Below are 25,187 nucleotides of genomic sequence, written 5' to 3' on the forward strand. Positions count from 1 at the left end.
GGACGCGCTCCTGAGACGCCGTTTCCTCAGCCTCAGGCAAGCGGTGGTCCCGGCTGGATTCACTCGTAACGCAGGCGCAGTGACTCGCGTTCGACCTCCTCGATCTGGTCGACGGTCAGGCCGGGCAAATCCAGCTGGGCCAGCGTCACCTCGGCGCTGGTCGGCTGGGCTTCGGCAGGCACCCAGTGCTCCGGTCGCCAGGCGTTGGCGCGCATCAGCGACTTCGGGCAGTGCGGGTAGGCCTGCTCGACCTGCACCACGATCGCCGAGACCGGCGGTTTGCCGACGGGAGTGAGCTGGGCGAGCAGCTCCGGGCGCGCCGAGACACAGGCGCGGCCGTTGACGCGCAGTGTGGTCGGGCGGCCGGGGATGAGGAAGAGCAGGCCGACGCGTCCGGTCTGCAGCACGTTGTGCATGGTGTCGAGCCGCTTGTTGCCGGTCGCGTCTGGGATCGCCAAGGTCCGCTCGTCCAGCACCGAGACGAACCCGGCCGGGCCGCCCCGCGGGGTCACGTCCGCACGCCCCTCGGCGTCCGCAGTGCCGATGAACACAAGCGAGGAACAGCCGATCAGCGCCCGGGTTTCCTCCGTCAGGCGGTCGGTCTCCTTGCGGAGCGCATGCGGCTTCGGCTGCGGGTAGAGCTCGCGCAGCTGGTCCGGGCTGGTGAGGGCGTCCGCCCGCAGGGCTTCGAAGAGCGCGCCAGCGGCTCCGATGTCGATCATCATACGGATGACCCTAAGAGATGACCGGGGCAATGCGCGGGTCAGCGGGTGATCTCGCCCGCATTGAAGCCGGGCTGGGGCGTGATCTCCCCGTGGCTCACCGATGTGTGACGGCCGCCGGTGAGCGGCCGTCAGAAGAACAAGGTGTGCGGGGTGCTGCTCCGACCGGCGTATCACTGTTCCTAGCTCGATGGTCTGAGATGCCTCGCGGACGCGTGGCCCCAAGGACGCACATGCTCCCCCTCTGATGGCTGATGTGGTCGCGTGGAGGTGAGTGAGAGCCTCCGGGGTGTCGCAACAGTCGGAGAAACCGGGAGCCGGCCTCATGACCATCAGCGCGCCACCGCCCACCCCTGCACGCCCCGCAACCACCGCACCCGTCCCTCCATGGGCCCGGCATGCGGCAGGCGCGGTCCTGTGGACCTCCATGCCGTCGGCGTTGTGGCGGTTCGCTGTGGTGACCGGTGTTCCGCTCGGGCTCGCCCAGTCCGAGTACGAGGCGATGCAGATTCCCGGTTGGGGATATCTCGTTGTGCCGTTGCTGTCCGTGCTGCAGGAGGCCCTGGCCTTCCTGACGTTGGGACTGGTGCGGCCGTGGGGCGAGGTCTGGCCGCGGTGGGTCCCGCTCCTACGCGGGCGCCGCATCCCAGTGCTCGCCGCAGCCGTGCCCGCGACGCTGGGCGCACTCGCCTGCACGGTCTACGGCGTGCTCTTCGTGTGGACGACGCTGCACTCCGACATGGCGATCACGCAGTGGGGGAAGTGGATGATGACAGCCTGCTATGTGCCGATGGTGGCGTGGGGACCACTGTTGGCTGTCGTTACCACGCACTACTACCGCCGACGCACTCGCCCGTGACTCGCCGCCGGGACCGAGAAGGCGTCGACACTCGGCCGCGTTCCCGGCGAGCGCGTGGCCGCGGGCCTGGTAGAGACCGGACAGCGTGGCCATCCAGCGCCCGCCGGTGTCCGCCGCGCCGGCGCCCGCCCCGTAGGAGAGCATCGCACCGGCAACGCGACTTCCGGTTCGCGCTCCATCCAGATGTTGCCGGTGGGGTCTCGGTCGTTGCGTTGTCGGACCATCCGATTGGTTTCCGCTGCGCTCTCCGAGATGCACGACGAATGGATCGCCTTACCTCGGCACTCCCCCCCCGAGTCGATATGGGCGATATCTACCATAGGCTCTGTTTTAGTTCCTTCGCGCCACCCAACGCACCGAAATACAGCGCCAGTTGATGCCCAACACCATGACGAGGGATACTGCCTGGCGGATGCGTGCTCCCGACCGAGTGGCACTCGCTTCAATACCCTCCCGTGCGGGTCATCACAGGTCATCTATCCAGAGACTACTGGGCAGTTGACCTCAGGGTTTCGTGGTAGCGTCCTCGCTCGGAGGGACAGTGCAACCTGAAAGGGAAATCGTGAACACGGAGAAGATCGCCGCTCGCCGCCTCTCGCTGGAAGAGGTGACGAAGCTCGGCGTGAAGGACAGAGTCTTCGTATCCGCCGACACGGCAGAACTCAAACTTCCCGACTGCTATGTCCCTGCTTTTCTGACCAAGTCCGGTGAGGAATTCGAGGGCGGCTCGATCACGGCGAGAACCGTATTCGAGGAAGAGGTCTCCTGCCTTCCCGACGACGAGAATGAAGCCGGAATATATCTCGCCGACGAGAACGGCTCGGCGACCATCGAGGTCCTCCAGTCCGCCGGTGTCGTGCTGGACCTGACACTCTTCGTCCCTGGTGGGGACAAGGGGGCCCTCACGGCCCTTTACGCTGCGGCCCGGCAGGCGTTCGGTGCCGACATCGTGCAGATCTGGCGCCAGGGCCTCAAGGAGGTTCCCGACGTGAAGGTCGACATCTTCGAGGAGCAGATTCCCCGGGGGCGCAAGGCGAGCGACAGCCCCAAGCGTGACCGTCGCGCGATCGACACCTACCCCACCCGTGCGGACTTCATCGAGTTCTCCCCCGGGTGGAAGCCGGTCGTTGAGATTCACAGGCCGATTGTTGACGACACCCCGACCATCTGAGGCCGCGTTACCTGCCGTCTCGGCCTGAGAGAACACCGCTCCGGACCCGGTCGACCCCTGAGCGGCCCAGTGAGCCGTCGGAAAACAACTTGGGTGTCGTAAACGCTCGGTTCGGCTCACCGAACACGCTGACGGAAACCGTGTCGCTGGCACGCCCGAACCTGAAGCCGACCTGGCAGGTAGAGGTCAATTTCAGGCGTGTGCAGATGACTTCGAGCCGCGCTCGCTCTCCAGCAGGACCTTGAGGGGTGCTGCGTAGCGGGTACCATCGCGTCGGCCGGGACGGCCTCGTCTGTCCTGCCGAGATCAGCCTCGGTCAAGGTGATGTCGGCAGCCGCCAGACCCTCCTCGATGCGGTGAGGTCGGCGGGCGCCCAGGACGTCTGCACGTGGTCGCAGCCGGTCGATCAGGGTGAGGTTCGTGGCGAGGTTGTCGGGGTGGAAGCGGGGCAGCCAGTGGGTGCGTGGGCCACCTCCGGCCGGCTGCCGGCAGGAACCGGTGAGCAGACCGTGTGCGAGGACCCCGTAAGCGCTGACGCCGATCCCAAGCTCGCGGCAGGTGTCCAGGATGCCGTTGGTCTCGGGGCCACGGCTGAAGAAGGAGTACTCGATCTGTACGTCACAGATGGGGTGCACGGCGTGGCGGCGGAGACCTCACCTGGACAGCTCCTGCTCGACCCAGATCGTCTTGCCCGTCTGCCCGTACCTGCTTCCCCACCGGCGGCTTAGCTGAGCCACCAGAAACAGACCTCGGCCCCCTTCGTCGCTGGTGCGGGCTCGGCGCATGCGGGGCTGGGTGTTGCCGGGGTCGGTGACCTCGCAGAAGAGAGCCTCGTCGCGGATCATGCGCAGCCCCACAGGGCCGCCCGCGTACCGCACGGCGTTGGTGACGAGTTCGCTGACGATCAGCTCGGTCACGAAGGCATTGCCCTCAAGTCCCCATTCGGCGAGCTGGCCCGTCGCCGCGTCTCTCGCCGAGGCGACCGCCCGGGGGTCGGCCGAGAACTCCCAGTCGGCGACGGAGCCCGCCTCCAGTGCGGAGACGCGCGCGACCAGGACGGCGGCGTCGTCGCGTAGGGGACGTGCCCCGGAACCGGCCATGAGCGCCTGGGCAATTGCGGTGAGCTCACCACCGGAGGACTGGAGCCGCGCCAGCCTGTCCGCCAGTTCACGGGTGGAACCGTCGATGTCGATGCCGTAATACTGAAGGAGGCCATCGGTGTAGAGGGCGAGGTAACTGTCCGGTGGGACGTCGACGGTCGTCGCCTCGAACGGCAGGCCGCCGACTCCGAGGGGCGGCCCCGGCCGCATGGTCACCGGAGCGACTCTGCCGTCCGGTAGGGCCAGCAGCGGCGGCGGATGTCCCGCCGTTGCCATCGTGCAGCGTCCGGCCACCGGGTCGTGCACGGCGACCAGACAGGTCGCGCTGACTACGTCCCCCTGTGCGGCATCCGCCTCACCAGCCAGCCGGCACACCAGGTCATCCAGATGGGTGAGCAGCTCGTCGGGCGTCAGTTCCAGATCCGCCAGTGTCTGCACGGCAGTGCGCAGTCGCCCCATGGTGGCAATGGCGTGCAGACCGTGGCCGGTCACGTCTCCGACGACGAGCGCGGTCCGCAGTGAGGGGAGTTCGATCGCGTCGAACCAATCCCCACCGATTTCGGCGCCGCCCGACGCGGGCCGGTAGGCACCCGTGGTCTCCATGACGCGAGTGGAGGTGCACGCCTGCGGCAGCAGGCGCCTCTGCAGGGCCACGGCAGCGCGGTGCTCTCGCGTGTACCTGCGGGCGTTGTCCACGCCGAGGGCCGAATGAGCCGCGATCTCGGAGAGCAGGGCCGCGTCCTCCTCCTCGAAAGGGTCGGGGCGGTCGGTGCGCCAGGCAGCGACCAGTCCAAGCACCAAGCCACGCGCGAAGAGGGGGGCGGCGATCATGGAGTGTCCGACTTCGGGCGCCGCAAGGCGCAGGTGGTCCGGGTCCGCCAAGCCCCGCCGCAGAGTCTCCCGGTCGATCACGATCGCGCGGCCTTCCTGCAGCTCACGGACCATGGGGACGTTGGGGAAAGGCGGGACGGTCGCGCCGGGCCTAAGCAGTCCCGGCGGCCATCGACCATTCGCCGAGCGGACCGCAGCCCTGCGCAGGTGGAGATCGCCTCCGCCGAAGGTCTTGGGCGGTTCGTCTCCCGTGAGAACGGCATCCCCCAGATCCACCCACGCGACGTCGGCGAAGTCCGGAACCAGCGTGTCGACGATCTCTTCGGCCGTCCTGCTGATGTCGAGCGTGCCCCCGATGTCCGCTGACGCGTGATGCCTCAACTCACGCCGTCGCTCAGCCTGCCAGTGCTCGGTGGCATCGGTGAACAGGACCGCGACGCCCGTGGGCCGGCCGCAGGCGTCCTCAGTCCGTACCGCGGACACGGACAGGGACCACTCCACGTACGGTGGCAGCGCGGACCTGACCCGCTGCTCGTGTGCGGCGAGCGGAACCCCTGTCTGTAGTACGCCCCGCAGCTCCGCTTCTACGCCGACGGCGTCGGCCGGGTGCATCGCGTCGGAGAGCCGGCTGCCCACAGGAAGCGGCGGTCCGGCGAGCGGGCTACGCGCCAGGTTGCTTTGTACGACGGCGAGATCCGTGTCCCTGAGGACGAAGCCGATGCGACTCTGTTCGAGCAGCGCACGCGACAGGGCCGCGTCCCACTCGGACCCGGAGGCCTGGTCGGCGGCGACGGCCGGAACGAGCGACAGTACGGGATTCCGCAGTCCGTCGACGCGGTAGCACACGGGGATGATCTTCCCTGGGCCGGACCGCAGCGTGGTCGTTCCGCTGTCCGGCAGCCGCCCGGTGAGAGCAACGTCGGGGTCGGCCAGCAGCCGGAGGACGGAACGATGCAGGACCTCCGCGGCCGGCCGCTGCACGAGGTCTTCTGCGGCGCGTGACCAGCCGACCACGACACCGCGGCGGTCGATCAGTGCGGCCGCCACCTGGCTCGGCGGAGCACCCTCGGCCGCGTCGTCCATGTTCATGCCGTCGTCACCGCCTCCCGATGGGCCGGTGAGTCCATCATGTCGCGACGCCGGGAGCCTCGCCTTTCCGGCGGAGACGGCACGGCGTACATCCATCTGCTCGGTCGGATCAAGAACCACACGCTGTCCGTGCTGCCCACGAGCGACCAGCCCTTGCACGAGTACATCGCGCACCGGCACGTACTGCATCGCGACCTGGTCGATGCCCTGGACTCGCGTCACCGCGACGAGGCGCTGCGGCTGATCCACAAGCACGACACCAGTCTCCAGCAGCCCGTTCCCCCCGGTTGTTGATGATCAATGCCGTTGCTTTTGGGGTGTGCGTGGTGTTGAGCCATGCGTGTTGGTGTCGCGTCTGGAGCGGTTGGGGTTGGGCATCCTGACTCGGTCGTGTCCTGCTGAGCTGGTGGACCGGGTCGTTGCCGAGGCCGGGTGCGCGGAGAAACGCCGGCGTGTGCTGTCGGCCCGGTTCACGGTGTACTTCGTGCTGGCACTGTGCCTGTTTCCGCAGGCCGACTACCTGGAGGTCTTGCGGTTGGTGAAGGCCGGCGAGCCGACGCTTCGGCCGTGGGCCGGGGTGAACAAGTCATCTCTGACACGGGCGAGGCAGCGGCTGGGCTGGCCGGTGATGCGAGAGCTGTTCCGGGCCGTGGCCCGGCCGCTGGGCCGGAGCACGGAACTCTTCCACGGGCTGCGGGTCCTGGCCCTGGACGGGATGCTGCTGGCCGTCCCCGACTCGGCCCACAACCGGGAAACCTTCGGCAAGTCCGGCTCGCAACGCAATCCGATGGGCTATCCGCAGGCCCGGGTGGTCGCGGTGACGGAGTGCTCGTCGCACGCGGTACTGGACGCGGTGATCGGCGGCTGGAAAGACTCCGAGCGGATCGTGTCCGACGAACTGGAAGCCCATATCGGGGCCGGGACGCTGGTCTTGGCCGACCGCGGACTATGGGGCCTGGCCCGCTGGCACCGCTTTCGCGACCGGGGCGCCCACCTGCTGTGGAGGATCGAGCGCCGGGCAGCCCGCAGGGTCCAGGACGTCCTGCCGGACGGGAGTTACCTGGCCCTGATCCAGGCGAACAAGCACGCCAAGGCCGCCGGAACCGTCAAAGCTCCACCAGTCCTGGTGAGGGTGATTGAGTACCGCGTGGACGGTCAGGCGGACGTAATCCGGCTTGTCACCAGCCTGACGGACCATGAGGAGTATCCGGCCGCCGAACTCGCCGCCCTGTATGCCCGGCGCTGGGAGATCGAGATCATCTTCGATGAGATCAAGACTCATCAGCGGGGCAGACCGGTCCTGCGCTCGCAGACTCCGGACGGGGTCAGGCAGGAGATCTATGCTCACCTGATCGTCCACCACGCGACCCGCGACCTGCTCAACGAGGTGGCCCGGATCGCGCAGACTTCCGCCGAGCGGACATCGTTTACCCGGGCTCAGCATGTTGTCCGCCGTTCGGTGATCGCGCCGTGCGGCTTTTCCCCCCTCAGCCCGAAATCATGACCGCCTTCTCGGCCTCGCCGAGATCCGCTGGTCTCTCCTGCCACGACGACGCTCACGCGACTGCCCCCGCAAACTGAAGTCGTCGATCACCCCGTTCAGCAGCAAGGCCCCCGACGAACCTGCCAGCCACCGCCGCCCACCAGCCGTCATCACCGTGAACCAAAGATGGCAGTAACCACCAAAAGCAACGGCATTGTGTTGATGATCCGGGGGGGTGTCACCAGGTCCGGAGGCATCACGGACCCGGTGATGAGGGGCTTGAGCACCGGCTTCACCCGAGCTGGGAGAGCTCTCCGTGACGTGGATGTGGCAGCTCGGTGCCCAGGCAGGCCAGACGAGAACGTGACCGGGGCCTGCGTGTGATCGACATCGACGACATCGACGTCTTCCTCACCGGAACCCGGATCCTGATCGAGGTCGGTGACGGCAGCGCCTTCCCGACCGCCGGTCACCTCGCCGCTTACGCAGGACTCGCCCCGGCGACCCGGAGCTCGGGCTCCTCGATCCGCGGCGAACAACTCTCCAGACGGGAAACAATCAGCTCAAACGGGCCTTCCTCTCCGCCTTCGCTGCCTTGAGCGATCCGGCATCTCGGGCCTTCTGCGACAAGAAAATTGCGCAAGGAAAGCACCACACCCAGGCCTTCGCCCGACTCCATCCCGACGACCTTGGCGCTTCCGGCCGAGTGATGTTTGTCCCCGCCGACACACCTCTCGATGAACGCCCTGGGGACGACGGCTATGACCGCGCAGAGCTACGGCTGAAGCACGACCTCTCCCTGCCAGACAACGAGGTGCTTATCTACCCCGTCGAGCACCCGCACGCCAAAGAACTCGAGACTCACCTGCAGATCGACGGGTACTCCAGGGACTCCTACGGCGAGGACGACCCCATCACCGCGTCCGCCGCCATGGCGGCACAAAGGGCAGGGAAGCCGGAGGGCAGGCGGGCCAGCCCATGGGCACGGCCTCGTCCCGACGACTGGGCGCTCCTCGCTCAATGGTATGGCGGCGTCTTGGACTTCGGTAACTACTACATAGGCGGTGACGTCTTCTGGACGATCGCGAGGAAGGACGTGCGGGCGCGGTGCTTCGACCAGGTGACCGTCCTGGGGTGCTTCGAAGGCCCGTGAACTGCTGTCCGATTCTGGCTGACGCTTGTGGCAGGGATCCAGGTCGCGGCTTCGGCCGCTGTTCTCTGAAGATGTTGCCGGTGTCGGCCGCGCGCTCAGTTCGGTCGCTCGTATTCGTCAATCGTCCCGTCTCCGTTGTCGTCGTGCATGTAGTCGTATGCATCGCCGTAGTTGTGCCGGTAGCGCATACACGTGCCCTCGGCGCGCAGTTCGGGCTCGCCGTCGTAGTAGTCGAAGTGAAGGGTGACCCGGATGCCGTCGTCGAGGGTGGCGGTGATGCCGTTGTCGACGTTCTCGACGGTGCGGCCGTCCTCGCGCCAGGTGGCCCGGAGGGATGCCAGCGCCGCGCGGTAGTCGTCGTCGCTGGCGAAATCCAGGTCCCAGGTGAAGATGGGCTCATCCCGGCTGACGCCGGTGTCGTCGAAGCCGAAGTCATCCACGCACGAGGAGCTGCCCTGCCGAGAGGCGTATGGTTCCTTGGCCGGTGCCGGGGACAGCGCGCGGTAGGCATCCTCGCCAGCCCGGGTGGTGGCCCGGACATGGTCACGGAACTCCTCGGTGCTGTGAACGGGCCCGCCTTGTAACGTCTCGCACGCCTTGGCCGTCAGCCCGAGGAGAGCCACTAGGGCGACCCCGAGCACGGGGGCCACGATCTTCGACTTCATGCTGTCGATCAAAGCCGCCCGGGCGGGATGCGGGGCAGCGCTCTGCTACTCAGCCGGTCTGAGCAGTAGCACCCAGATCGGGTTGACCGAAGTGGTCAAACAGGGCGTAGGCCTCCGCCTGAACAGGCGGGGGCCTACGAAGATCCGTGGATCACCCGGCCGTGCTGTTCCCGCTCGAACGCCCCGGATCTCCAGCACAGTTACGGAAAGCCGGCAGACGACGGCTGATATCCATGCTGCGGCCCAAGGCACCGCGCATGGCAGAACGGCTCGTCGCAGACATCTTCTTGGCGCTCGATGAGAAAACACCACGTCGCCGCGATCGTCTGCCTGGCCCGACGCCGCATCGACGTCCTCTTCGCCATGCCCCGGTTCATCATCGACGACCTCGAGAATGTTCTGGTAGCTCCACGGCAGCACACTCGTGGCCATGCCCGGCTGCCACTTCAGCACCGACAGCGTCCCCACACCCCGACGCTCGGCCCCCTCGAACGGCGAACCCTTCCCCCGCCACCGTCGGCGGCGTCTCGCCCGCCGGCTCGTCCGCGCCGCTGCCGCCGGTCCTCCCGGCCCGGAGCGAACCAGCCGTCTCCCGGGTGATCTCCAGCCTTGTGAGTTTCTCCCGCTCGGACTCCAGCAGTTCGGTCACCTCGGCCAGCCGGGCCTCGAGTTACTCCACCCGGCCCCGGACCTCGGCCTCGATCGCCTCGAACAACGAGCCCTTCAACACCGCCTCCTCCCCTCAGGGAGAGGACCTTCCCAGCGAGACACCAATCAACGTCTCCCCAGGTCAGCCCATCCGTCGAAGACGTACCCACGGCCGTTGTCAGCGTCGGCGCCTAAGGTTCAAGCGCGCGGTCGGCTTTCGGGGGTTCCAGCTCTGCAAGGAATGGTTGCATCCCCGGCCTGTCAGGGGGTGGCCCGGAAAATCATTCGGGACCTAACCGACGGTCGGGCTTCGTCGATGGCCAGCGGATGACCTGCCAGAGCCGACCGCGCACCATCCGCTCAAGGAAGACGGCCTGCCCCCGGACACCAATCAACTTTTCAGGTCAGCCCATCCCTCAAGACGAGCCGCACCCATCCGAGAAACAGCGCCTACCGCGGTCGCCACGGCCATCGGCTGTGGCGCGGCCGTTGCGCTGGGGTGACATTCCGCAGTCCGGCGAGCAGTCGCCGCGAATCCTCCAGCGCGGCCCCGTGCGCCCCGGGGACGTCCTCGGCGAGCTGTTCGCGCAGGGAGAGCGCCTCTTCAGCCGTGGCGACGGCCTCGTCCATACGGCCGAGAGCGAGGTACACGCGAGCGAGCGCGTCGAGGCTGCGGGCCAGGTGGGGCGCCTGTGCTCCGACGTCTGTGCCGGTGGGCGGGCGCAGGGCGGCGACGGAGCGTTCCAGCGGGTCCAGCGCGTCGGCCGGACGGTCGGTCAGCGCCCGGCAGAGACCGAGGGTGTACAGAGCTCTGGCTGCCGCGGCCGCGTGGGGCGCCGGATCGTCGGCGACCAGGCGCTGCCAGAGTGCGGCCGTCTCCTCGGCGGCGACCAACGCCTCCGGCCATCGGCGCAGCACCGTCAGGACAATGCAGAGGTTGTTGAGGCAGCGGGCGAGTTCCGCGTCGTGCGCCTCGGGGTTGGCCTGTGCCAGCCGTCGGAGCATCGCCACCGCTCGCGTAGCGGGATCCAGTCCTTCGGCCGGATCTCCCGCCCGTGCCCGATTGATGCCCAGGTTCCCGAGCGCGGTGGCGAGCGGCCGCTCGTGGACCGCAGGGCATTCCTGCCGGAGTCGGCTCCGGATGGCCACGGCCGCCTCGGTCTGCGCCAGCGCTTCTGCCGGGTGGCCGACCTCCGCCAACCATTGGCCCCGGTTGTCCAGGGCCTGCGCCAGCATCGGCTCGAACCCGTTCGGGTTGGTTTCGGCCAGCCGCCGAAGCACGGCGATCTCCTGTTCGTTCGTGGCCAGGGCCTCATTCCACCGGCCGGCTTCCGCCAGGTCGACGCTGAGGCCGGACAGTGCGCTTGCGAGCCCGCGTTCGTGCGCCGCAGGGTTGCCGCGGGCCAGGCGCGATTGGATGTCGACCGCTTCACCCGAGGCAGCCAGAGCCTCCGCCCGGTGACCGAGCGCGGCAAGGTCGCGGGCGTGGTTGACGAGGATGTCGGCGAGATCGGGTTCGTGGGTTTCAGGGTGGACGGCGGCGAGTCGGCGCCGGATGGCCAGGGACTCCCCTGTCGCCTCCAGGGCCTCTGCGCGGCGGCCCTCGTCAGCCAGCCACGTGCCGAGGTTGTGCAGAGCAGTGGCGAGGCGGTGGTCGTGCTGCTCCGGATCCGTCTTGGCCACCGGACGCAGCAGTTCCACGGCCTCGACCAGAGCTTGTCCGGCCTCGGCACGACGGCCGGTTTCGGCCAGCCAGAGGCCGAGATTGCCGAGTGCCGCCGGCAGGCCGGTCTGGTCGGGAGTGAGATCGGCCCACCTCCGCCAGAGGGACACAGCACGTTCGCTCGCCGCGAGGGCCTCCGTGGTCCGTCCCGTGCGCCAGAGGTAGTTGCTGAGGCCGTTCAAGGCACCTGCCAGGCTGATCTCGAAGCCGGTACGCACCGTGGCCGCGGCCGCCTCCCAGTCCTCCACCGCCCGTTCCATCGCCGAGACGGCCAGGTCGTACTGTCCGGCGTACGAGTGAAGGACGGCGGTGTCGGAGCGTAGCAGCGCCCGCAGCACCGGGCGCTGCGACTCGTCTTCCAGCCGCGTTTCGACTATGAGCCGCTCGGCGAGGCGTGCCGTCAGCGCGGCTATCCCCACGTCCAGGTCGACGTGGCGGCGTTTAGGGAAGTGCCCGGCGATGGCTTGGCCCAGCGGGGTGTCCAGCCGGTCGATGCGGGCAATGCCGGCCAGTGCGGCGCTTCCGCCATCGACCGCGAGACGGGGATCCTTGTGCAGCAGCGGCTGCAGGTGTCCGGACAAAATGTGCGGCCAGCGCTCGGCAGCGGCGGCCAGGAAGGTGACCGCCCGTGGTGTCCAGGCCGGGGCGGCGCCGTGGCCATCACGGCCGAGGAGGGTTCGTACGGCATCGGCCGCCCAGAGCGAGGGCGGATAGTCGGCGCGATGGCCTGGGAGCGTGAGAGCGATGAAATCCTCGGCGAGGAGGTCGGGGTACAACGGCTCCAGAACCGGCACGTCGACCGCAGGACCTGCGCCCTTCTGGGTGTTCGCGCCCGGTACGCCATCCGGCGGGTAGCAGATGGCGTGGTCGCCGCAGACCTGTTCGGCCGGGCCGATGCCAAGTGATGAAAGTACGCCGGTACCGGCGGAGCGGGTGAGCGGGCCGGTGAGCGCTGCCACGAAGACGGCTTGGCGCATCACCTCGGGCGCGGTCCGGAACGTGCGCTTGGCCAGGTCCAGCTCATGGGTGCCGTCGCCGAACAGCCGGGCCCAGTGGGCGTGCTCGCGGTCCAGCAGGTACGCCGTCAGGCCCGCCGCGGCCCCCTCGGGCGGTGGACGGCCCTCAGTGTGGGCGTCGACGGCGACCAGTGCGGCCATGTGCACGGTCAGCGTGAGGCCGAAGTCAGGGTTGTCCAGACCGCTCGGGACCGGGACGGCCGCAGGGTTGCCGAGCCCGTAGCGGGCTGCGAAGGCGCGGCGCGCCGCGTCGAACATCAGTCGGCGACCTCCGCCCCCCTCATCCTGCTCCAACGGCTGCAAATACCGGGTGGAGGTGGCCGCCTGTTGGTTGGTGAGGGAGGCCCGCAGAGCCGGCCATGCGTCCGCGGTACGGGCGAGCAGCAGCACCCTGGCCCGTACCCCGGTCTGGTGCAGGAGCGCGTTGCTGAGCAGCCATGCCAGGTGGGTCTGGGGCCAGCGGTCGGCGTAGTCGACGATCAGTAGTATCCCGGCTGCCCCGTCCGCGCGGAGATCTTGGCTGCCGGGCGGCGGCAGCACACTGCCAGGGCCGTGGGTGGCCGTGATCACCTTCCAGCCTGCATCGACGGCCTCGGCGGCGAAGCGGGCTGCGAGCCGGGACTTGCCCTGCCCGCCCGGGCCGTACAGCCAGCGGGCTGAGAGCCGGGGCCCGTCACGGCACCAGCGGTGCAGATCGGCGAGCTCGTTCTGCCGGCCGGTGAACTCAACAACGGCGAAGCGGGCGTTGAGCATCCTGCTCGGCAGCTCACGGAGAAACTCCGGATCAGTGTCCGGAGCCGGACACCACTCCTCCAGTACATAGAGCGGCAGGCCGTCGCCGAAAACGTGGACGGAGGCACCCACCACACCGTATGCGAAACCGCCGACAGCGGTGACGTTCTGCTGAAGGGACGGTGGCACCGCGGGCCGCTCGGGCCCGGCCCCGCCCTCCTCACCCACGGTCTGCCTGCGTGGCGTCGCCGGCCGTCGGCGTGGCGGGCCCCGCGTGATAGTGGATGTCACCGCCCTGGACGCCGAATGCGGTGCCCTGACCGTGGGCGGTGACCTGCTGCACCCACCGGTGCTCGCCCTGCGGCAGAGCCGGTTGTATCTCGTCCAGGAGAGTACGCAGTTCGTCTGCGGCGGCCGGGTTCTCGCGAAGGAAGGCGACCAGTCTGCGGTTCCAGACCGGCACGAGTTCCCGTCGCACGCCGGAACTGTCAGCCTCGCTCAGCACCAGCTCGGCGTCGGCGTCCAACTGGTGTTCGACGGTCGCCTGCCGGGGTGGCTCACCCCGTCCGAGGAGCCTGGCAGTGCCGGTCCGGGCCGCTTCCCAGGCATCGGTGGCCATGGCGGCTACCACGGTGGTAGCACCGGACAAGGCGAGGGCGGCAAGGGTCTGGTCCAGCACCGGATCTCCTCCACGTCGAAGGCACGGACGGCATCGGGCGGCCGGAGCGGGCAAGTCTGGTCCCGGCGGCAACTGCGGCCGGTCGCCACCGCCCCTCCCACTCCTGAGCCTCCATTAGGACAACGCTCGGGGGCACGGAAACGATCCCCTTGACCGGGCCCGCACGATTCCGCACAGCTTCGCCGTCTTGGGGGTTCACCGTAGTAGCCGAATCCGCCGCCCACCTCCCCGTCAGGCCGTCCACGAAAGCGGAGCCGTAGAGGCCAGGGGCAGCAGCCGGCCCGCCGCGTCGTAGCAGCCCAGCATCAGCGCCCACCCGTTACGCAGCAACGACCGCCGCAGTGATGCTCGAGCTTTTTGGCTGGTCGAGCCTCGTGATGCGAGTGGTGAGCATGACAGTCTGCGGAGTCGACCCCAGGGGCCCAAGCCCTCCTTCGCGCACGCGGGATACGTCCGTAGCAGGAGTTCGCCGACCGTCCAAGTACGGTTGTCGGGCCTCCTCGCCTCGTCCGCTGTCCGGTACAGGGGGAAGGGGCCGGAACGGCTGATTCGCCCTTACCGTGCGGACGCTGGCGGCAAGCGATGGTACCCCCAGGGCATCACCACGAGCTACGACGCCTATGGCGGCTCCGTGCCGGAGGGTGGGGGCAGGAAGGTCGCTCTCGTCTCCTGGTACGACAGGCAGACGGGCGGGAACCAGGGCGCCAGGGTGTCCGTCATCGACGTCACCTGCACCGGCTCGTCGAGCCGCCCGCGATACGACCACGTCCTCCTGGTCATGCCCACCAAGGAGTCGGGTGAGCCCTACGACTACAACGTCACCAACCTCCACGCGGGCGGTATCGCTCGGGTGGGCAAGTGGCTGTCCGTGGCGGACAGGATCCATGGCCTGTATGTCTTTGACACCACCAGGACGCTCAAGGTGTCGCGCGGGTCGAGGAGGTGACCCGGGAGCGTGCTCGGCACTGGTGCGGCTATCACGGTGGGGACAACAAGTACTACGCGCACGGCTACCGGTACGTCATGCCTCTTCATCATGTGTACCGGTCGGCCAACTGGTCGGCGAAGCTGGAATACTCCCAGGTGTCCGTGGACCGTACCGGGGGGGGCCACACAGTCGCTCGTCGTCAGTGAGTACTTCGAGAGGAGTCCCGGCGGCGTGGCCGTGCGGTGGGCCCTGAACAGAACCGGCTACATCGCCACTGAGCGGGCTGCCTCGGCCTGGCCTCTGTGCATCCCCAGGGTGCAGGGCGCGGTCTGTGTCGGTGACCAGACCTACTACTCGGCCAACGCCCCCGTGGAGGTCAATCCCGGCGATCCGAAGCAGGAAACCTATGGCCGCAGTGGCCCCGGGGCGAGAAGATGACCGCGCCTCGAGGCAAGCTCAGCTTGGGGCCGGAAGACCTCAGCTACCAGCCACGGGCCAGGGGAGGCTCCCTGTGGGGCCTCGCTGAACACCCCGGCACCCGGCGCGTCTACCGCATCCGCCTCTGACAGCCGTCCCCCAACGCCGCCGCACGGGATGAAGGGATCAGGCGGCACCGGGGCTACGGCCCCGGGAGCGTCGGGATGCCCCTCGGTTCCGGCTGTAGGAACGGCGCTGCTGGGCCGGGGGCTCGGGTTCCTGGGAAGACCGCTCCCCTGGTGGACTACGCCGACGGCCGCCCCCGCCCGGCTCGCACAGCTGGTCCGGGACCACTGGAAGATCGAGGCCCTGCACCACGTCCGCGACACCACCTCCCTCCCAACTGCGGGCAGGCGATGCACCCCGGACGATGGCGACCTGGCGCAATCTCGCCATCGGCGCCATGCGGCTCAGCCACTCGGTCGGGACTGATCGGCCTGGGTCAGTTCGAGCCGGCACTGACGGCGAACAGGTTGGTGGACGACCCTGGCCGTTGGAGTACGCCGAGAAGGGGCGAAGCGTCCGAGCACGTCCGCGCATGGACGCTTCGCCCCTTCGTGTGGTCTTGATGCCACACCGGCGAGAGCAGGGTTCAGAATGCCGCACGAAACGGTCGGCGTTCTGCCCGGTTCTTGCGGCACGACGCCGCGAGGTGCGGCTCAGGTCACAGCTGAAGCAGCGCGCGGTGGGCGATGCTGCTGTCTCTCAGCGGTTTCAGCGCGAGGCGCACCAGGGCCAGTGCGTTGTCGTCGCCAGCGATCCGGTTGGCGCTGAGCTCACCGCAGGACTTGCACTGGTGGATGATCATCCACTCACCGTCTGGCCGCACGGACATGCTCAGTGCGTCCATCCGTCCACGGCAGTGCGCTGCTCGGTCACCCGGGATCCGGCGGTCGACGTGCAGGCTGGCCAGGCAGTTCGGGCAGTGATTGCGGTGTGTGGTGCCGGGCGCGTCCAAGGACACGTCCAGTCGGCAGCCCACGCACCGGAAATCGTGTCGCCGGTGCCCTCCCTGACGGTGCAGGACGTCCTTGTGCCGCTGTGGCCGCCGTGTTCTCTGGGTGCTGGATTTGTTCGCTCGTCTCGGCATGGTTTCTTCTCCTTCCGGTTCACAGGTCGCCGAATGCTTCGAGCGGGAACGGTGGTTGCGCCAGCGGACGCACGGCCATGCGCATCAGGACGAGCTGGTTGTCGTCGGTGCAGATCGGGTTGGAGGTCAGCTCGTCGCAGCGCACGCAACGGTGGATGACCATCCAGTCGCCGGTACGCAGCACGGCGACGGATATCGGCGACATCCGGCCCTGGCATTCGCTGAGGCCACCATCGACATGGTCGAGGACGTGCTGGGAGTGCAGGCACGACGGGCAGTGGTTTCGCCGTGTGCCGTCGCCAGTGGCGGCGGACACCGTCAGGCCGCACCACGCACAGGTGAAAGTGCGGGTCAGAGCGGAGTTCGGGCCGCTGGAGAGACTCTTGTTGGTACTGGACACCCGGAGGGCTCCTTGCTGAGAAGTCGGTCATGACAGCAAGAGCAGGCCGAGCGGCCTCGCCGAAGACGCGCCCCCTGTATGCCGCAGCGCGCGAGGGCTACGGGGTGAGTGGGCAGGTCAGAGCACCGGAAAGCCGCGTCCGGTAGCCGTCCGAGTAGGACGGGAGGCAGGAGGACGTGACGGCTGGAGCCGTGCAGCGAGGCGCGCGCGGCAAAGGCCGGGGCACAAAACTCACTCCCTCCGGGGCGCAGCAGGCCCGACTAGTTCGACGGAACGCCCGAACAGTAGCCATGGACCATGAGCGGGCGCCAACGGATTATCGGACCCGCCACCGCCATGATCAGCGAAGACGACTGGCGGAACCCGAGCCGGCGACGCCTGCCCCCAGTCTCCTGCGCGAGATCGTCGCGGCCATCGGGGGGGAAGGCGCTCGTGCGCATGCGACCAATGCGGGTGATTCGGCCTTCGATGCTGCCTCCCACCGGCGCTGTGTCTGCGTTGAGCCGCGTGGTGCGCCGGTGTATCCGCAGAGGAGGCCCGCCCCGCGTCGCCCGGCCGGCGCAGACATGCCCAGAAGATGCTACGGTTCCAGCGACAGTGGCCCGTGCCACTCATGGAGATCGGAGGAGATGCGCGATGACGGTCGTGGTGACCACCGCTGTGTGCGGTGCCCGACTCGTTCGCATCTCTCGGGTCTCGGCCTGACCTTTCCTCTGCCGGTTCTCTCCTCCGCGGGGAGTGGTTCCGGCATGTCTGCCGTCCGGCGAGACCCCCTCTCAAGGGTCTTCACTTTGTTTCACCAACACGCTTCACATCCGTCTGCTCTCTCCCATCCTTCGCGCGTCCTGACTCCGGCCGACTACGGCTGGGACACGGTGCGTGAGCGATCCTTCGTTCCATCGAGGAGCGAGGGACTGGTCCCGGGCCGTGTCGTGCGGGCCGAGCGCGGTCTGTGCAACGTCGTCGCCGAGACCGGCCCCGTCCGCGCGATGGTCCTCCCCTCCTCGGGCACCGGTGATCGGCTGACGCCGTGCACCGGCGACTGGGTGGCCGTCCGTCCGGCCGGCCCGGTCACCTCCGCCACCGTGGTGGAGGTACTGGAACGCCGGACCGCCGTGGTCCGCTCCACCTCCTCGCGCACCTCCCAAGCCCAGGTACTGGCCGCGAACGTCGACACCGTGGCGGTGGCCGTCTCCCTGGCCGCCCCGCTCAAGCTCGGGCGGATCGAGCGAATGCTCGCCCTGGCCTGGGAGAGCGGCGCCACACCCGTGATCGTGCTCACCAAGGCCGACCGGTCAACCGACCCCACCTCGGCGGCGTCAGAGGTGGCCGAGGTGGCCCCGGGGGTGGAGGTGCTGGTCACCAGCGCCACCTCCGGCGAGGGCCTGGGCATCCTGACCGCCGTCCTGTCGGGCACGGTCGTCCTGCTCGGACCCTCGGGCGCGGGCAAGTCCACCCTCGGTAACCGCATGCTCGGCGAGGAGCTCCTGGCCACCGGCGCGGTACGCGGCAGTGACGGCAAGGGCCGGCACACCACCGCCTGGCGCGAACTGATGCCGCTGTCCCACGGCGGAGTCCTGCTGGACACCCCGGGCCTGCGCGGCATCGGCCTGCACGACGCCGACGACGGCCTGGAGCACACCTTCGCCGAGGTCAACGAACTGGCCCGCGACTGCCGCTTCGCGGACTGCGCACACGCCACCGAGCCGGGCTGCGCGGTGCTGGCCGCCGTCGAGGACGGCCGTCTCACCCGGCGGCGCCTCGACAATTACCACCGGCTGAGGCGCGAGAACAGCTACGCCGCCTCCCGCACCGACGCGCGGCTGCGCGTCGAACTGGAACGGCCGATGAAGCAGATCTCGCGCCAGGTGCGCGCCCTCAAGCAGTCCCCCCACTTCAAGGCGTGACGGAAAGGAATCTGGTCATGGACCTTCCCCGCATCTTCACCATCCGAGAGAGCGGCCACCGCATCCACAACCCGCTGACCGCGGACAAGTTGGCCACCCTGGGCGAATCCCTCCGCCTCCCCGCTGGGACCCGCGTGCTCGACCTGGCCAGCGGCTCGGGCGAAATGCTCTGCACCTGGGCCCGCGACCTGGGCTTCACGGGCACCGGCGTCGACATCAGCACACTCTTCACCGAGCAGGCCCAAGCCCGCGCCGCCGAACTCGGCGTCGCCGACCGGGTCGAGTTCATCCACGGTGACGCCGCCGGCCACGTCGCCGGCCAGCCGGTCGATCTGGCCGCCTGCGTGGGCGCCACCTGGATCGGCAACGGCGTCGCCGGAACGACCCAACTGCTCCAGCGCAGCCTCCGCCCGGGAGGAATGATGCTGATCGGCGAACCGTTCTGGCGGCATACCCCTCCGGACGAGGAGACCGCCAAGGCATGCCACGCCACCTCCGTCGCTGACTTCCTGCTCCTCCCCGCTCTGATCGAGCGGTTCCAGGAACTCGGTTACGACGTCGTGGAGATGATGCTGGCCGACCAGAACAGCTGGGACCGTTACGCCGCAGCCCAGTGGCTCAGCATGCGCCGCTGGCTCGATGAGAACCCGGACGACGAACTCGCCCCCGAAGTACGGGAAGAACTCACGACCGAGCCCGCGCACTACGCCCGTTACGGACGTGAGTACCTCGGCTGGGGCGTCTTCGCTCTCATGAAGCGCTGACACTCCCGCGCCCTGTGGGGCCCAGGCGTCAAACCGTCCGGGCCCCACTCGGGACACTTCATCAGCACGGCGATCAAGCCGACGGCAAGGGCGAGCCGACACCCTCCGCCTCCGTGCAGGCCCTGACCTTCGTCCGGACCGGGGAAGCTCGGGGTAAGGCCGTCAGAACGACTCGGCGCAGCGCAGCGAATCCTTCTGGCCGCGACCGCTCCCGGTGGCCGCTACATCGACGTCGCGCCTTCACCGGCGGCGCGAGAACGCTGACACTTCGACGCTCTCCGGCCATCACCCGGCCCCGCCCCTGCGGCGGCCGACCTGAGCAGCGCTCCCTCGGGCGCGGGTGACCCATCCCAGCTCATACGCGACCAGGGGAGTGTCAGTTCGTGCGTGCCTCGGACCGGCCGGGGGGCCAGGTCCTGGACACGCGCGGCCTCCTGGTGCCGCGCGAACACGGTGTCGACGTAGCGGTGGCCGGTGTCCGCGGCGACGAACAGCACCGTACGGCCGGGCTCCTCGCGCCACTCCCACCGGGCGGCGAGGTAGGCGGCGCCGGTGGACAGACCCGCGAACACGGCGTGCCGGCGCAGCAGGTCGACGCTCCCGGCGAGGGCGGCGTCGAAGGCGAGCCAGTGCAGGACGTCGTAGAGGTCGTGACGGACGTTACCGAAGGGGATGGAGCTGCCGATGCCGGCGATGATGATCTCCGGGTCGGCGACGTGTCCGCTGCCGAAGGTGACGCTCCCGTACGGCTGGACGCCCACGAGTCGTACGTCGACGGAGCGTTTGCCGAGGTAGTGGGTGAGGGCGCCGGTGGAGGCTCCGGAGCCCACTCCGCCGACGAGGGTGAGGGAGCCGCCGCCGGTCCGGGCGTGTATCCGTTCGGCGACGGCTTCGTAGCCGAGGTAGTGGACGTCGTCGTGGTACTGGCGCATCCAGTGGTAGTCCGGGTTCTCCCGCAGGATCTCGCGGACGCGCTCGACGCGGCGGTTCTGGTCGAGCTTGAGGCTGCTGCTGGGCGGCATCTGCTCCAGGTGGGCGCCGAGTATGTCGAGCTGGGTGCGCAGGGTGTGGTCGACGGTGGTGGAGCCGACGATGTGGCAGCGCATGCCGTAGCGGTGGCAGGCCAGGGCGAGCGCGTAGGCGTAGATGCCGCTGGAGCTGTCGACGAGGGTGTCGCCGCGTCGTACGGCCCCGGTGTCGAGCAGGTGGCTCACGGCGGCGAGAGCGGAGACGACCTTCATGGTTTCGAAGCGGAGGCAGAGGAGGCCGTCGTCGAGGCGTATCAGGTCCGGGCGGCCGATGGCTTCCGAGATGTGTTCGTCCACGGGAACTCCTCGCTGGTGTGGGACGCGAAGGTGGTGAAGGTGCGGGTCGGTGCGATGCCCTCGCGGTCCAGGGCACGGGTGCAGCGGCGCAGTCTGTGCCGCAGGCCGGGAGTGCGGGGGTCGAAGAGGATGCCGGCGACGTTGCCGCTGTGGGCGATCTGCACGCCGACGGCGCCCGTGCTGTCCGCTATGCCGGTGAGGGCGGGGAACTCCTGGTGGTGCAGGACGCGTTGACGCAGGCGGGCGCTGGCGGTGCTGACCCGGCCGAGCAGTGCCGAGTCGGCGGCGCTCACCGCACGGCGGAGCATACGGCGCAGGTGTTCGTAGGCGGCGAGGTCGCCGTCGTGGTGGAGGGCAGGCAGGGAGAGGGTGTCGACCGGTGCGCCTCCGGCGAGCGCGCACCCGACCACCACGGCGGGCGGCAGCGCCGAGCCCAGGACTTCCAGAACACGGCCCTCGCGCTGCGCGAAGAGCAGGGGGCGTGAAGCGTGCATCAGGGGGTCGCTGGCGCCTTCGGCGCGCACCGCGATCCGGGCGATCGTCTCCGACGGCAGCAGCACGCCCCAGGAGTCGGCGACCGCCCGCACCGTGGCGATGACGTCGCTGGTGGAGGAGCCCATCCCGAGGCCGACGGGGAGGTCCCCGGTGAGGGTCAGCTCCCCGCCGCAGGGCTCCGCGTCGTGGAGGGCGGCGCACACCCGTACCGCGAGGACGGCCGCCGCCCGTGCCTTGGTCCGGCCGGCGGGCGTCACCGTCACCTCCTCCGGCGGGCTGCCGGGCCGGTGCGCGAACCGGGCGTTGCTGCCCGGTCCGTACAGAGGCAGCGTGACCAGCGCGTGGACGGGGCGACGCCGCTCGTCGAGGAAGACACCCTGCAGGATCTCGCCGTGATGGCAGGCCGCGCTTCCGGTGCCCAGCGCGGGACGGGCGGCGGCCTCCGGCCGGCGGGTGGCGGCCGTCATGCGTCGGCCGCCACCCGGTAGCGGTACAGCGTGGTGGGTTCGGCGCTGAACTGGGAGAAGGGGAAGGGCTCCGCGGACAGGGCGGTCACACCCCGTCCGAGGAAGGCTCGCGCCACCGCGCTGCCGGTCTGGGCGTAGACCACCAGAGGCACGCCGCGTTCGCGGCAGCGTCCCAGGACGGTGTCGAAGCTTCCGTTGCTGAGGGTCATCCCGGTGGCCACGACCGCGTCGGCCGTGTCGAGCACCTCGTGCATGTCGTCGGTGACCGGGTCGCCCCACTGCGTGGTGCGCAGGTTGAAGTCGCAGAGCAGGGGATCACCTCCGCGCTCACGGATGGCCGCGACGAGCGGGTTGACCACCCCGATCAGGCCGACCCTGGCCCCGGCGTCGATGTCGAGGAGCCCGGCGATGGCCGCGTCCCTGGCCAGCGCCCGGGTCTCGGGTGTCCCGGCGGGCAGGATGACCGGTTCCGCCTCCGCCGCCTCCCGGTGCGGGTGGATGGCGCTGAGGTAGGCATCGAGCGCGGCGATACGCAGCGGCATCGGCGCCTCGCGCAGCAGCGTGCCGATGGGGGTACCGGAGGCGTCGCGGCATATGGACGCGTCGACCTCACCCGTCTCGAAGGCGCAGCCGCCGAAGGAATCGCCCAGGCGGACGAGGACGTACTGGTTGAGGTAAGTGGTGTTGTTCCCGCCGGCCAGCCGGGTGCCGTGGTGCACCCAGAACACGCTGGTGGCGACGAGGTCGGCGGGGCGTGGACCGTACTCGCCCGCCAGTACGGCGGCCAGGAGTTCCTCGGTGTGCTTCATCGCTCTCCTCCGGTGCGGGGCGTGTCGTGGGTGATGCGGAAGAGGAAGGTCAGCACGCCGTCCTGCCAGTCGTGGAGATGGTCGATCCGAGGGCTGAGCCCGTGGTCCAGGGCGTGCTGGACCAGGGCCCGCAGATCAGCGGTGTTGGAGGCGATGACGTAGATCTCGCCTCCGGGGGCCAGCAGGTCCTTCTCCGTGATCTGGGCGAAGAACTTCGCCAGCAGCGGCGCGCCCACGCAGACGTTGCGTACGACGTCGGGGTCGTCGCTGACGGTCTGGCTGACGGCGGGCGGGTTGAAGGTGACCACGTCCAGCCGGACATCCTCCGGGAGTGCGTCGAAGACGTCACTCACCGCGGGGAGGAACGCGGTGTCCGGCCGCGCGCCGACCAGGCGCCGGTAGTGACCGGTGGCGGCGGCCACGCTCTCCGGGTGGACGTCGAGGGCGTGGATCTCCCGCGCGCCCCGGACGCCCGCCGCGACGGCCTCGACTCCCAGGCCGACGCCCATGGCGGCGTACCGGCGGCCACGGGTCTCGATACGGCCGTCGAGCACCCGCTCGTGGATCAGGCGGCTGGTCCAGCCGGGTGTGAAGACGCCGGGCGGAACGTCGAACGTCCAGCCGTTCCACCCGTAGGAACGAGTGGTGTGCAGGTCGGCCCTGGGCTGGTTGAGGGCGATGATCCGGTCGGCGGGCAGCGGTGGGGGCAACTGCTCCAGGAGAGCCTGGCCGATCACGTGGCGGTCCATGGGTTCCTTTCCTTGACGTATGACGGGGCGGTGCGCGTTCACACCGAAGTCCGGTCTGCCGGGCAGTTGTTCACGCGTGTCGGGCAGACCGTGGCGCGTGGTGACTCAGCCCTCGAGTTCACGCAGGTAGGTGGCGAACTTCTCCAGGCCGTCGATGTTGCGGGGCCCGCTGATGCCCTCGTTGTAGTCGAGGACGAAGAAGTTGTTCTTCCGCACGGCCGGGAGTTCCCTGGTGTGAGGGGACTTCTTCAGGAAGTCGATCTTCTTTTCGGCGGGCAGGTCGCCGTAGTCGAGGATGACGACGACCTCGGGCTCGGCCTCGGCCACGGATTCCCAGTTGACCTGGGTCCAGCGCTCGTCGAGGCCGCCGAAGACGTTCCGGCCCCCTGCCGTCTTGATGATGTCGTTGGGGGGCACCTGATTGCCCGCGGTGAACGGCTGGTCCGTGCCGGAGTCGTAGAGGAAGACGGGCACCGGGTCGCCCGCCGGGGCTTGGGCCTTGACCTCCGCCACGCGCTTCTTCAACCCGCCGACGACTTCCGTGGCCTTCTCCTCGACCCGGAAGATCCTGCCCAGCCGTTCGAGGTCGGTGTAGAGCGCCTCGAAGGGGGTCATCCTCTCGGGGTGGCCGGGGTAGTTGAAGCAGCTCTCGGTGTGCATGAAGCTCTGGATGCCGAGCTTGTCCAGGATCTCGGGTGTGATGCCCCGCTCGTCCTTGAAGCCGGAGTTCCAGCCGGCCACGACGAAGTCCGACTTGGCCTTGACCACGACCTCCTTGTTCAGGAGGTCGTCGCTGAGCATCTTCACCTTCGCGTAGTCGGATGCCCACGGGGACTCGCTCACCGGCGGGTTCGCGGGAGGCATCACATAGCCGTACACGTGCTCGGTCAGACCGAGGGCGAACAGCTTGTCCGCACTGCCGCCTTCGTAGGCGACGGCGCGCTCGGGCACCGTGTACTCCACCGGTTCACCGCAGCGCTTGACGGTGACCTTGCCGGACTCCTTGGCCTTCGATTCGACCTCGGCACCACATCCGCCGAGCAGCAGGGCCGCCGCCAGGGCGGAGCCGAGAGCGGCAGGCCTGCGACCCGTGGCGGGGGTTCGGGATGTACGCATGTGTGGGCAGCCTTTCAGCGGGTGGAGTCGATCGAGTACAGGAGCTGGGGATCGCCCGTCAGCGGGTGGGAGACGATGCTGGTCCTGACGCCGAAGACGTCACCGACGAGCTCTGTCGTGAGCACTTCCACGGGCGTGCCGGAGGCGACCAGGCGGCCCCGGGAGAGCACGCCGATCCGGTCGCAGGCCGCCGCGGCGAGGTTCAGGTCGTGCAGGACGACCAGGACGGTGAGTCCCGACCCGCGCAGGAGCGAGAGCAGGTCGACCTGGTGACGGACGTCCAGGTGATTGGTCGGCTCGTCCAGGACGAGGATCTCCGGTTCCTGCACGAGCGCGCGGGCCAGCAGGACGCGCTGGCGCTCGCCGCCCGACAGCGTCAGAACGCCCCGGTGCGCGAGGTGTCCGATGTCGAGCTGGTCCATCGCCCGCTCGCACAGGCCGCGTTCCCGGTCACTGAGCGCCTGGTGGCCGCGGAGGTGGGGCGCCCGTCCGAGTGCGACGACCTCCTCGACCGTGAAATCGAAGTCGACGCCACCGTCCTGCGTCATCGCCGCGATGGTCCGCGCACTGTGGCGCACCGGCAACCGGGTCAGGTCCCGCTCGCCCACGCGAACGGTTCCCGAGCTGGGCCGCAGGGCCCGGTACACGCACCGCAGTGCGGTGGACTTGCCGCTTCCGTTGGGACCGACCAGGCCCACGACCTGACCGTCCGCCACCTCCAGGGACAGTTCGTGCACGAGGCTCTGGCCGTCGGTCACGACGGAGAGCGCGTCGAGTCTCAGGTCCATG

Annotated in this window: 20 protein-coding genes and 2 pseudogenes; 8 read left to right on the forward strand and 14 right to left on the reverse strand. The window is 69.1% G+C overall.

Annotation, left to right across the window (positions count from 1 at the left end; all coding sequences use genetic code 11):
* Positions 1-59: 59 nt before the first annotated feature.
* Entirely contained in the window at positions 60-725 is a 666-nt protein-coding gene (locus AC0VYN_RS17745; protein WP_475531700.1) for a pyridoxamine 5'-phosphate oxidase family protein, read from the reverse strand.
* 322 nt (positions 726-1,047) lie between these two features.
* Here AC0VYN_RS17745 and AC0VYN_RS17750 point away from each other — a divergent pair, with 322 nt between their 5' ends.
* Together AC0VYN_RS17750 and AC0VYN_RS17755 are read left to right on the forward strand one after the other, a co-directional pair.
* Positions 1,048-1,581 (forward strand): hypothetical protein, encoded by a 534-nt coding sequence (locus AC0VYN_RS17750; RefSeq protein WP_475531701.1) that lies wholly within the window; start codon positions 1,048-1,050, stop codon positions 1,579-1,581.
* Positions 1,582-2,143: 562 nt separating this feature from the next.
* A complete protein-coding gene (locus AC0VYN_RS17755) occupies positions 2,144-2,752 on the forward strand; it encodes a hypothetical protein (protein ID WP_385457557.1) in 609 nt (202 codons plus the stop codon).
* A 116-nt stretch (positions 2,753-2,868) separates the two neighbouring features.
* Here AC0VYN_RS17755 and AC0VYN_RS17760 read toward each other — a convergent pair whose 3' ends face one another.
* On the reverse strand, positions 2,869-3,387 hold the full coding sequence (locus tag AC0VYN_RS17760) for an aldo/keto reductase (RefSeq protein WP_475531702.1): 519 nt from the start codon (positions 3,385-3,387) through the stop codon (positions 2,869-2,871).
* An 18-nt stretch (positions 3,388-3,405) separates the two neighbouring features.
* The gene (locus AC0VYN_RS17765) at positions 3,406-5,766 is read right to left on the reverse strand and encodes an ATP-binding SpoIIE family protein phosphatase (RefSeq protein ID WP_475536907.1); all 2,361 of its coding nucleotides are present in this window, start codon (positions 5,764-5,766) and stop codon (positions 3,406-3,408) included.
* A 412-nt stretch (positions 5,767-6,178) separates the two neighbouring features.
* Between AC0VYN_RS17765 and AC0VYN_RS17770 the strand changes: the two genes are divergently transcribed.
* Together AC0VYN_RS17770 and AC0VYN_RS17775 are read left to right on the forward strand one after the other, a co-directional pair.
* Positions 6,179-7,276, forward strand: a complete 1,098-nt coding sequence (locus AC0VYN_RS17770; protein WP_475531703.1) for an IS4 family transposase — start codon at positions 6,179-6,181, stop codon at positions 7,274-7,276.
* A 392-nt stretch (positions 7,277-7,668) separates the two neighbouring features.
* Positions 7,669-7,931, forward strand: a pseudogene (locus tag AC0VYN_RS17775) (transposase); the annotation flags it as partial.
* A 572-nt stretch (positions 7,932-8,503) separates the two neighbouring features.
* On the opposite strand, the gene AC0VYN_RS17780 reads toward AC0VYN_RS17775, so the two are convergent.
* Entirely contained in the window at positions 8,504-9,073 is a 570-nt protein-coding gene (locus AC0VYN_RS17780) for a hypothetical protein (protein WP_475531704.1), read from the reverse strand.
* Between the two features lie 146 nt (positions 9,074-9,219).
* On the opposite strand from AC0VYN_RS17780, the pseudogene AC0VYN_RS17785 reads away from it, so the two are divergent.
* A pseudogene (locus AC0VYN_RS17785) lies at positions 9,220-9,381 on the forward strand (IS110 family transposase); the annotation flags it as partial.
* A 790-nt stretch (positions 9,382-10,171) separates the two neighbouring features.
* Here the strand turns inward: AC0VYN_RS17785 and AC0VYN_RS17790 are convergent.
* Positions 10,172-13,420 (reverse strand): tetratricopeptide repeat protein, encoded by a 3,249-nt coding sequence (locus AC0VYN_RS17790; protein ID WP_475531705.1) that lies wholly within the window; start codon positions 13,418-13,420, stop codon positions 10,172-10,174.
* Positions 13,413-13,871 (reverse strand): hypothetical protein, encoded by a 459-nt coding sequence (locus tag AC0VYN_RS17795; protein WP_475531706.1) that lies wholly within the window; start codon positions 13,869-13,871, stop codon positions 13,413-13,415. Before AC0VYN_RS17795 ends, AC0VYN_RS17790 begins: the two co-directional genes overlap by 8 nt.
* A gap of 631 nt (positions 13,872-14,502) precedes the next feature.
* Here AC0VYN_RS17795 and AC0VYN_RS17800 point away from each other — a divergent pair.
* Positions 14,503-14,817 carry a hypothetical protein gene (locus AC0VYN_RS17800; protein WP_475531707.1) on the forward strand — a complete coding sequence of 105 codons (315 nt, stop codon included), beginning with the start codon at positions 14,503-14,505 and terminating at the stop codon, positions 14,815-14,817.
* 1,123 nt (positions 14,818-15,940) lie between these two features.
* Here AC0VYN_RS17800 and AC0VYN_RS17805 read toward each other — a convergent pair.
* Positions 15,941-16,366, reverse strand: a complete 426-nt coding sequence (locus AC0VYN_RS17805; RefSeq protein ID WP_475531708.1) for an RNHCP domain-containing protein — start codon at positions 16,364-16,366, stop codon at positions 15,941-15,943.
* A gap of 19 nt (positions 16,367-16,385) precedes the next feature.
* On the reverse strand, positions 16,386-16,766 hold the full coding sequence (locus AC0VYN_RS17810; protein ID WP_475531709.1) for an RNHCP domain-containing protein: 381 nt from the start codon (positions 16,764-16,766) through the stop codon (positions 16,386-16,388).
* A gap of 791 nt (positions 16,767-17,557) precedes the next feature.
* Here AC0VYN_RS17810 and rsgA point away from each other — a divergent pair.
* Positions 17,558-18,673, forward strand: coding sequence for a ribosome small subunit-dependent GTPase A (rsgA, locus tag AC0VYN_RS17815; RefSeq protein WP_475531710.1), 1,116 nt, complete (start codon positions 17,558-17,560; stop codon positions 18,671-18,673).
* Between the two features lie 17 nt (positions 18,674-18,690).
* Positions 18,691-19,437 (forward strand): SAM-dependent methyltransferase, encoded by a 747-nt coding sequence (locus AC0VYN_RS17820; protein WP_475531711.1) that lies wholly within the window; start codon positions 18,691-18,693, stop codon positions 19,435-19,437.
* A gap of 221 nt (positions 19,438-19,658) precedes the next feature.
* Here the strand turns inward: AC0VYN_RS17820 and AC0VYN_RS17825 are convergent, their stop codons facing one another.
* The 6 genes from AC0VYN_RS17825 to AC0VYN_RS17850 all read right to left on the reverse strand — a co-directional run bounded on the left by AC0VYN_RS17825 (position 19,659) and on the right by AC0VYN_RS17850 (position 25,186).
* The gene (locus AC0VYN_RS17825; protein WP_475531712.1) at positions 19,659-20,762 is read right to left on the reverse strand and encodes a pyridoxal-phosphate dependent enzyme; all 1,104 of its coding nucleotides are present in this window, start codon (positions 20,760-20,762) and stop codon (positions 19,659-19,661) included.
* On the reverse strand, positions 20,720-21,724 hold the full coding sequence (locus AC0VYN_RS17830) for a GHMP family kinase ATP-binding protein (RefSeq protein ID WP_475531713.1): 1,005 nt from the start codon (positions 21,722-21,724) through the stop codon (positions 20,720-20,722). The genes AC0VYN_RS17825 and AC0VYN_RS17830 overlap by 43 nt, the downstream gene beginning before the upstream one ends.
* A complete protein-coding gene (locus AC0VYN_RS17835; RefSeq protein ID WP_475531714.1) occupies positions 21,721-22,533 on the reverse strand; it encodes a Rossmann-like domain-containing protein in 813 nt (270 codons plus the stop codon). The genes AC0VYN_RS17830 and AC0VYN_RS17835 overlap by 4 nt, the downstream gene beginning before the upstream one ends.
* Complete coding sequence (locus tag AC0VYN_RS17840; protein WP_385457633.1) at positions 22,530-23,282, reverse strand: class I SAM-dependent methyltransferase; 753 nt, start codon at positions 23,280-23,282, stop codon at positions 22,530-22,532. Before AC0VYN_RS17840 ends, AC0VYN_RS17835 begins: the two co-directional genes overlap by 4 nt.
* 105 nt (positions 23,283-23,387) lie before the next feature.
* The gene (locus AC0VYN_RS17845) at positions 23,388-24,398 is read right to left on the reverse strand and encodes an ABC transporter substrate-binding protein (protein WP_475531715.1); all 1,011 of its coding nucleotides are present in this window, start codon (positions 24,396-24,398) and stop codon (positions 23,388-23,390) included.
* Between the two features lie 14 nt (positions 24,399-24,412).
* Complete coding sequence (locus AC0VYN_RS17850) at positions 24,413-25,186, reverse strand: ABC transporter ATP-binding protein (RefSeq protein WP_475531716.1); 774 nt, start codon at positions 25,184-25,186, stop codon at positions 24,413-24,415.
* Position 25,187: the final 1 nt, after the last annotated feature.

Source organism: Streptomyces sp. 63XJN7_1_ISO-PGPR-S23-121 (assembly GCF_056173025.1).

What these genes read in the sequence shown, in the direction of transcription:
- AC0VYN_RS17835 (WP_475531714.1), bottom strand. Translation starts at nt 22,533, where the DNA reads ATGAAGCACACCGAGGAACTCCTGGCCGCCGTACTGGCGGGCGAGTAC.
- AC0VYN_RS17780 (WP_475531704.1), bottom strand. Translation starts at nt 9,073, where the DNA reads ATGAAGTCGAAGATCGTGGCCCCCGTGCTCGGGGTCGCCCTAGTGGCT.
- AC0VYN_RS17845 (WP_475531715.1), bottom strand. Translation starts at nt 24,398, where the DNA reads ATGCGTACATCCCGAACCCCCGCCACGGGTCGCAGGCCTGCCGCTCTC.
- AC0VYN_RS17830 (WP_475531713.1), bottom strand. Translation starts at nt 21,724, where the DNA reads ATGACGGCCGCCACCCGCCGGCCGGAGGCCGCCGCCCGTCCCGCGCTG.
- AC0VYN_RS17745 (WP_475531700.1), bottom strand. Translation starts at nt 725, where the DNA reads ATGATGATCGACATCGGAGCCGCTGGCGCGCTCTTCGAAGCCCTGCGG.
- AC0VYN_RS17850 (WP_475531716.1), bottom strand. Translation starts at nt 25,186, where the DNA reads ATGGACCTGAGACTCGACGCGCTCTCCGTCGTGACCGACGGCCAGAGC.
- AC0VYN_RS17820 (WP_475531711.1), top strand. Translation starts at nt 18,691, where the DNA reads ATGGACCTTCCCCGCATCTTCACCATCCGAGAGAGCGGCCACCGCATC.
- AC0VYN_RS17805 (WP_475531708.1), bottom strand. Translation starts at nt 16,366, where the DNA reads ATGCCGAGACGAGCGAACAAATCCAGCACCCAGAGAACACGGCGGCCA.
- AC0VYN_RS17750 (WP_475531701.1), top strand. Translation starts at nt 1,048, where the DNA reads ATGACCATCAGCGCGCCACCGCCCACCCCTGCACGCCCCGCAACCACC.
- AC0VYN_RS17765 (WP_475536907.1), bottom strand. Translation starts at nt 5,766, where the DNA reads ATGGACGACGCGGCCGAGGGTGCTCCGCCGAGCCAGGTGGCGGCCGCA.
- AC0VYN_RS17840 (WP_385457633.1), bottom strand. Translation starts at nt 23,282, where the DNA reads ATGGACCGCCACGTGATCGGCCAGGCTCTCCTGGAGCAGTTGCCCCCA.